The organism is Leuconostoc sp. UCMA20149 (assembly GCF_030400235.1).
Classification (GTDB): Bacteria; Bacillota; Bacilli; order Lactobacillales; family Lactobacillaceae; genus Leuconostoc; species Leuconostoc pseudomesenteroides.
This window is the reverse complement of the sequence record NZ_VJYC01000003.1, coordinates 249644-257667: the sequence shown is the minus strand read 5'-3', so window position 1 is coordinate 257667 and position 8024 is coordinate 249644. Positions and strand designations below refer to the sequence as shown.

Below are 8024 nucleotides of genomic sequence, written 5' to 3'. Positions count from 1 at the left end.
GCGCGTAGCCTTGTGCTAAAAATTGGTTAACTAGCGGCAATCCCACATTACGAACTATTTTTCGGCTAGTAAGATGGCCGCTCAATGCCTGTCAGGATATGCGTGATAAAATTTCGTTTTCTTCCTCCAAACTAGCGAGTCGTTTCGCTGGTTGCTTGACATCTTTTATCGTCTTTGACTGACCCTGAATCATGACTGGGGTAGCTTGCTTGACCCAAATAGCAATAGAATCTTTTGAAGGTCCAAATTCTTCTGCTAATGATTTAAGTGAACGGCCTTCTTGGTGAAGTTTAACCAATGAATCTTTGAAATCTTGTGAATAACGAATTGACATAAAAATACTCCTATACTTTCATTTTACGGACTGAATAAAAATAGTCCATTTTTTTAGTATAAGAGCATATGCAGAAGGTATGATAAAACGAGACCCTACTATCAGAGTAAAAACTGTTGGCTTAGATGGTAAAGATAGCAATATGAAGTTTTTAGAATTAGACGAAATGAAAAAGTTTGAAAGCTATGCTTATGATCGGTATTTAGAAAACGATGCTTTCTTGGCCATGATAATCTCTATTCACACCGGTTTACGATTTGGAGAAGTAGCGGCACTGCGACAATCTGATATAGACTACCAACATAAAGAATTATCAGTAACGAAAACCATTGATATGTACGGAAACGAAAGAAAGCCGCAAACTAAAAATAGTATTCGAAAAATAAAAATCGACGACACCCTCTTAGATACTTTAAAATTAATCGAAACAGTAGATGACGATTATATGGTGAAATCCAACGCTCAAAGAGTTACTTGGTATATACATTCTGCAACCAAGGAATTAGGAATCAAAAATGTAACCTTTCACGCATTACGACACTCACATGCTTCATACTTAACTTCACGAGGTATTGCGATTCAATATGTATCAGAACGTTTAGGACATGCTGATGTTTCTATCACTCAACAAGTATATTCTCACTTGCTAAAGTCACTACGCGACCAAGAGGAAGATAAAACAATATTCCTTTTAAACGCACTGTAAAGTGTACAAAAAGTGTACAAATGATATAGAAAATAGTAGTATTTAATAGTTATTGTTAGTAAATAGAAAACCCATTAAAACATTGTTATATCAACATTTAAGCCATTAAATCAGCGTTTATATAAAATTGGTTAAAACATATCAAAAATCTTTGAAAAGTCATTTTGATAGTAAAGGCAATTAACGTTATTGTGACAAAAAAATCGCCAGTATACAACAAAAAATGTAATGGTGAATGAACTGGAATTAAGAAAATTAACAACGCTGCCACGCCAATACCTGAAGACATAATACCATCAATTAAAGTGCCTTTTGTTTCAGTCAATAGCAGGGTACTGCTATTGTTGATCTTCTTATTTTGTCGCGAATAAAACCATGATAACATAAACGATAAACACACCATTACCATTTCGTATGGTAACACTGGGCCCACATTCATCATTTGTCCTTCCCCAAAGGCAAAATAAAGATAGGCCTTGACACTAACAGTTACAACTGACAAAGATAACAAAACAATTGTCAATAATGACTGACATAAAGAAAATATCGGTTCTAAAACAAATAAACCATCTGGAAATCGTTGACTCTTCTTGCTACTCACTTTTGAAATAATAATTGATACCATACCTGAAACCAGTGTGATGACAGTAAAGTAAGCGTCTACAAACAATGCCTCAATATCAGTAATTAAAAAAACCGTAATCCCCGACACCGCCATTATAGTATTAATTAGAATGCCCAGCCACAATCCACGCTGTTCAATTCGTTTTTGATTCATTTGATTTTCCTTTACAAATTTTGATCAACTTTCTGCATCAGCTGCTGTAACTGATGTTGTTCTGACTCATTCAAAATTGATATTGCGTCTAAAAATACCTGATCAAAAAGTCGATAATTCTGCTGGCAATGTCGCAACATTTCCGGACTTAGCGTCAGGTACATTACCCGTTTATCATGTTGAGACGGTTTTTTAACTAAGTAACCGGCTTGCACAAAGCGTTTGACAATACGTGTTGCAGCAGGCTTGGAAATACCCGCTTGATCCGCAAACTGAGTTGCTGTTGTTTCCGATTGACTATACAGAATATCTAAATAATATTCATCATTAGCCGACAATTCCGGAAAAAGTTGACTTCTTGTCGGACTATTTTGATAATTAATAGCCACTTTGTCATAAAGTTTTGAAAACAATTGACTAATTTGTTCCATTACATCACCCCCAAGTAGTTAACATAAGTAGTTACTTTTGTTAACTACTTATGTTAACTATACGCATTGAAACTTGATTTGTCAATAAAAAAATATATCTTTAATCTTTTGTCTCTTGAATTGTTAGCACTTCTTGAATTCGCTGATCGTGAGATTCAATAGGTAAAGCATTTTTAACCTGACGACTTAACGCTAACGCAACCGTTTTGCCGGTATAATTTTCCAAAAAACGATCATAGTATCCCGCCCCGAATCCAAGACGTGCGCCATTTTTTGTAAATGCCAACCCCGGAACAATTACTAAATCAATCTTATTTTCTGGCACAGCACTATCAGTAACAGGTTCTCTAATTGACAATTGACCTGTTTGTAAATTAGAAGCATCATCAAATGGTACAAATATCATTTGATGGTGAACAATTTTAGGAACAACAGTTTTTTTGTTTGCTGACCAAGCGGCTTCAATAATTGGCGCTGTATCCAGTTCTAATGGCATACTCAATGTCACAGCAATCGTTCCTGCCTCCTGCCAAGCAGCTGTCTCGAAAAGAAGCTGGTAGAGTTGGTTTGATTCCATCTTTTTTTGATGTATTGATAATGTTTTTAATGCTTCTTTTTGCAGTTGCCGTTGTTCGTTTTTATTGATCATGATTTCACCAAAAAAGCTGGCTGAGCCAGCTTTCATTTTATTCAAACAAATGAGACATTGCCAAGACTTCTGCGTCACGTTTCACTTGCTTTAACACTTTCTCATCATCATGGTGATGAATAGCTGTTACAATCAATTGAGCGACTTGACGTGCGTCATCTTCACTGAACCCACGCGTTGTAATTGCCGGAGTGCCAATACGAATGCCTGAGGTCACAAAAGGACTGAGCTGTTCATTCGGTAAGGCTTCTTTATTTGTTGTAATCGATACTGAATCAAGTAGTTCTTGCGTTTGCTTACCGTTTAAACCAGTTTGCGTCAAATCCAAGTTAAACAAGTGATTATCTGTGCCACCTGTAACAACACGGATATCGGTTGTATCATTGAATACTTCAGTCATTGCCTGCGCGTTAAGGATCACTTGTTTTGCATACGCTTTAAATTCTGGTCGCAAGGCTTCACCAAATGCAATCGCCTTACCTGCAATAACATGTTCCAACGGGCCGCCCTGTGATCCGGGAAAAATAGCCGAATTAATTTGCTTTGCATACTTTTCCTGTGACAAAATAACACCACCGCGTGGTCCACGTAGCGTCTTGTGTGTGGTTGAAGTAACTACATCAGCAACGCCGACTGGATTAGGATGCAATCCTGCTGCCACGAGTCCTGCGATATGTGCCATATCAACCATCAAATATGCTCCGACTTCATCGGCAATATCACGGAACTTCTGAAAATCAATAATACGTGAATACGCAGAAGCACCAGCAACAATCATTTGTGGCTTTACTTCACGTGCTTGCTGTGCAATTGCCTCATAGTCTAGTCGCTCAGTTTCAGAATCAAGACCGTAAGTATAAGACTGATACATTTTACCAGAAAAACTAACTTTGGCGCCGTGTGTTAAATGACCACCGGCATCCAAATCCATGCCAAGGATTTTATCGCCTGGCTTCAAGAATGCCATATAGGCAGCAGCGTTAGCTTGAGATCCCGAATGAGGTTGTACGTTTGCATATTCGGCACCAAACAATGCCTTAAGACGATCAATAGCAAGTTGTTCAACGACGTCAACATACTCTGTGCCGCCATAATAACGTTTGTAAGGATAACCTTCAGCATATTTGTTCGTTAACACAGAGCCTTGTGCGGCACGAACAGCTTTTGAAGCAAAATTTTCGGAAGCAATTAACTCAATTGTGCGGTTTTGACGGGCACCTTCTTGTTGAATAGCGCTCCACACTTCAGAATCTAATTCACGATATGACATTTCGTTCTCCTTGCATTTAATATAACTATATTATACACGTAAATGTTTATTATTTTGACCTAATATCGTACATTTTACCGAAATATTGTGCTTTATTTATCAAAGAGTTCGGTTTTTAATGATTTTAAAATATCATTTGGCGTAATTACTTTTTGATGCAAGATTGGTTTATCAAATAAAGTTAGCACCTGACTTGGAATGTCTGTATTGGTCTTACTTGACAAACGTGTCAATGCTTCAGCACCTTCAATTGGCTCATCACCAAGCGCTGATAAAATAGTTTGTGGAAATTTATATGGGCTCGCAGTGGCGGCTAATAAGGTGGGGATGTTTTGATCACTGACTAACTGATAGGCATAGCGTCCGACAGCAGTATGAGGATCAATTAAATAATTGGTTTGATCAAATACCGACAAGATAGTGTCGCTCACTTGCTTTTGTGTTGCAAAACACGATTTAAACTGTTTCAAATTGCGGCGCGTTCGTTCAGACAATTTGTATTGCCCTTCATCAGCTAATGCCGTCATATATGATTGAACTTCTGAAGCATCACGATCACTTGCAAAGTATAACACTCGCTCTAAATTGCTCGATACCAGAATGTCCATTGCTGGCGCATTTGTGACTTTAAATGGCCGCTTACTATCATAAACACCAGTATTAAAAAAATCTGTTAAAACGTTGTTTTCATTTGAAGCAACCACAAAATCATTGACAGGTAACCCTATTTGACTAGCATAGTAAGCCGCCAAAACATTACCAAAATTACCGGTTGGTACAACAATGTTAATTTTATCCCCAGCATTGATATCATTTTGTCGAATTAGTTGAGCGTAACTATAAAAATAATAAACAATTTGTGGCACTAATCGACCAATGTTAATTGAATTTGCCGACGAAAAACGCATGTGATGGTCAGCTAATTCTTGAACGAGTTTTTGATTGCTCAAAAGGGTCTTAACTGCTTTTTGAGCATCGTCAAAATTGCCAGTGATTGCTGTAACGTGGGCATTTTTACCCGTTTCACTTACCATTTGTTGACGTTGGATATCACTGACACCAACTTCTGGATAAAACACCACAATTTCTGTATTTGGTACATCCGCAAAGCCACTCATAGCCGCTGTCCCAGTATCCCCAGAAGTTGCGGTCAAAATGACCACTTTATCACTAATGGCCTGCTTTTTGGCGGCAGTTGTTAGCAAATGTGGTAACGCTTGAAGTGCAACATCTTTAAAAGCTAATGTTGGACCATGGAACAATTCAATATAATGCAGATTATTTTCCTGATGTAAAGTGATAATTTTCTCATTATCCCATTGACGACCATAGGCTTTACAGATGATATGATCTATTTCTGATACGCTAAAATCATCAAAAAATGCGTCGAAAATTTGCGTCGCAATTTCCGTATACGTTTGATGGCTAAGTGTGTCCCAATCTACTGATATTTCAGGCCACGATTCTGGTACATAAAGGCCGCCATCTGGCGCAATACCATTCAATATAGCCTGACTAGCAGAAACTGCCGGTGCTCCCCCACGCGTCGATATATACTGCATTTAATTAAGTTCCTTTATTGTTATTTTAATTTATTATAACAAATCTATTTATTTGTTGCTTTAAAAATGATAAAATTATAAGACATTAAATATAAAAGGGAAAAAAATATGGAACTTGGAATTGGTCTTTTTGGACTTGGCACAGTCGGCACAGGTGTCGTTAAAATTTTACAACAAAATGCACACCAAATTACCGAACGTACTGGCGCTAATTTGGTGGTTCGTCATGCCGTTGTGCATAATTTAAATAAACAGCGAGCGGGTTTTGTCCAAAATTTTCCAATTACTGACCAACCATCCGACATTTTAAATAATCCAGATATTCAGATTGTTGTGGAAGTCATGGGCGGTATTAGTGAAGCCTACGACATTATCAAGCAAGCAATCGCTGCTAAAAAGCACGTCGTGACTGCTAACAAAGACCTTATTGCTAGTCATGGTCAAGAGCTCGCTAATTTAGCTAATGAAAATGGCGTAGACCTCTATTATGAAGCTGCCGTAGCCGGCGGTATTCCAATTTTGCGAACACTTGCAACTAGTTTTACTGCCGATGAAATTACTCGTGTAGCTGGTATTATTAATGGTACAAGTAATTTTATTTTGACACAAATGGCATCAAATGGTTTGACATACGAGAATGCTTTGGCTTTGGCACAAGAAAAAGGCTTTGCTGAAGCTGATCCTACTAATGACGTCGCTGGTTTCGACGCCGCCTATAAGCTCATTATTCTTTCAAATTTTGCTTTCGGCGTGCAACCCGTCTTGGGAGATGTTAGCATCAGTGGGATCACGAACTTAACGGATTTAGATATTGAAGATGCCCAAAGTTTTGGTTATGGCATCAAATTGCTCGGGGTTGCGCAACGCGTTGGAGATTCAAATAACGCTATTAGTATTGAAGTCGCGCCTCACTTAGTACCTTTTGATCATCCGTTAGCGACAGTTCATAATGAAAACAATGCTGTTTTGGTTAATGGTGAGTCTGTAGGTGAAGTCATGCTTTATGGTCCTGGTGCGGGTGAAATGCCAACTGCTAACTCAGTTTTAAGTGATTTGACTAATGTTGCCACAAATTACACACCAGGTAAGCCATTTAACACATTTAATCAAAATCTTGATTTAGCCAAACCATCCCAACGTGTGGCACGTCGTTTTGTAGTCGTTGATGTGGCTGATACACCTGGTGCAATGTATTCTGTGACAGGTATGTTTACCTCAGCCAAAATTAGTTTCACCGATTTAAAGCAAACACCTGCTAAAAATGGCTATGCACGTCTTGTTGCACTCACATATCCTGCCTCAGACGCACAACTAAATGTCATTAAAACGACTATCCGCAACGCAGATGGTATCAATCTAGTCTCGGAGTACAAAATTTTCTCATGATTACAATAAAAGTGCCAGCCACTAGTGCCAACATTGGTCCGGGGTTTGATTCTTTGGGCTTGGCTCTAAGTCTATATTTAACACTTGAAATTCACGAACCAGCAGACAGTTGGAAAGTTTTTCATGATTACGGCGATAGCATGCCCTCTGATCAAAATAATTTTATTGTCTCGACAGCATTGCGTATTGCACCTTCGCTGAAACCACATCGCTTAGTTGTAAAATCAGATATTCCACTAGCTCGTGGTCTTGGTTCTTCCTCATCAGCTTTGATTGCTGCTTTATCAATGGTTAATCTCTTAGACAATAAGCAATACACTAAAGAAGATTTACTTCAAATTGCCACTAAGCTAGAAGGACACCCTGACAACGTTGCACCGGCTATATTTGGTGGTGCCGTCGCTGCTTATTATGATGGGACAACTGTCTTTCACACGCCATTACATTTTCCAAAGTCATTAAGCTTTGTTACTTTTATACCAGATTATCAGCTCTTGACGGAAAAAGCGCGCGCCGCCTTACCAAAAGACTTACCTTTCAAACAAGCTGTTGCTGCCAGCGCAATTAGCAATACGCTTGTAGCGGCTTTAGCTGGCAATAATATCGATACTGCACGGCACCTAATTGAACAGGATCTATTTCATGAAGAGGCACGAGCACATCTTGCCCCAGAACTGACAATCATTCGTCGTATTGCACACCAGCAAAACATTGTTGGTACTTATTTGTCGGGTGCTGGTCCAACTATCATTTCTGTTGTTGATGAAACGGAAGCCCAACGCTTAATGACAGCGATTAATTTGGCCCAATTACCTGGAAAAACATATCATTTACATACCGATTTAACCGGTGCTATAGTTCAAACAAACGATTAGGAGGACGCGTGTCAATTAGCGCGCGATACCATT

9 protein-coding genes are annotated in these 8024 nt (G+C 38.6%); 3 read left to right on the top strand and 6 right to left on the bottom strand.

Going from position 1 to position 8024, the window contains the following annotated elements; translation table 11 throughout:
• Positions 1–91 precede the first annotated feature (91 nt).
• Positions 92–334: a transposase gene (locus FF105_RS04470; protein ID WP_139968603.1), complete on the bottom strand. Its 243-nt coding sequence runs from the start codon at positions 332–334 to the stop codon at positions 92–94.
• A 79-nt stretch (positions 335–413) separates the two neighbouring features.
• On the opposite strand from FF105_RS04470, the gene FF105_RS04465 reads away from it, so the two are divergent.
• Positions 414–1040, top strand: coding sequence for a site-specific integrase (locus FF105_RS04465; RefSeq protein ID WP_148422879.1), 627 nt, complete (start codon positions 414–416; stop codon positions 1038–1040).
• Between the two features lie 97 nt (positions 1041–1137).
• On the opposite strand, the gene FF105_RS04460 is transcribed toward FF105_RS04465, so the two are convergent.
• From FF105_RS04460 to thrC, 5 genes are all read right to left on the bottom strand, one after another.
• On the bottom strand, positions 1138–1818 hold the full coding sequence (locus FF105_RS04460) for a cation transporter (protein ID WP_148422880.1): 681 nt from the start codon (positions 1816–1818) through the stop codon (positions 1138–1140).
• An 11-nt stretch (positions 1819–1829) separates the two neighbouring features.
• On the bottom strand, positions 1830–2249 hold the full coding sequence (locus FF105_RS04455; RefSeq protein WP_010291539.1) for a MarR family winged helix-turn-helix transcriptional regulator: 420 nt from the start codon (positions 2247–2249) through the stop codon (positions 1830–1832).
• 100 nt (positions 2250–2349) lie between these two features.
• Positions 2350–2898, bottom strand: a complete 549-nt coding sequence (locus tag FF105_RS04450; RefSeq protein ID WP_234456345.1) for a 5-formyltetrahydrofolate cyclo-ligase — start codon at positions 2896–2898, stop codon at positions 2350–2352.
• Between the two features lie 37 nt (positions 2899–2935).
• Entirely contained in the window at positions 2936–4168 is a 1233-nt protein-coding gene (glyA, locus tag FF105_RS04445; RefSeq protein WP_188352624.1) for a serine hydroxymethyltransferase, read from the bottom strand.
• A 92-nt stretch (positions 4169–4260) separates the two neighbouring features.
• Positions 4261–5730, bottom strand: a complete 1470-nt coding sequence (gene thrC, locus FF105_RS04440; RefSeq protein WP_148422882.1) for a threonine synthase — start codon at positions 5728–5730, stop codon at positions 4261–4263.
• Positions 5731–5838: 108 nt separating this feature from the next.
• Here thrC and FF105_RS04435 point away from each other — a divergent pair, with 108 nt between their 5' ends.
• Together FF105_RS04435 and thrB are read left to right on the top strand one after the other, a co-directional pair.
• Complete coding sequence (locus FF105_RS04435; protein WP_010291534.1) at positions 5839–7116, top strand: homoserine dehydrogenase; 1278 nt, start codon at positions 5839–5841, stop codon at positions 7114–7116.
• Positions 7113–7991, top strand: coding sequence for a homoserine kinase (gene thrB / locus FF105_RS04430; RefSeq protein ID WP_010291533.1), 879 nt, complete (start codon positions 7113–7115; stop codon positions 7989–7991). Before FF105_RS04435 ends, thrB begins: the two co-directional genes overlap by 4 nt.
• Positions 7992–8024 lie beyond the last annotated feature (33 nt).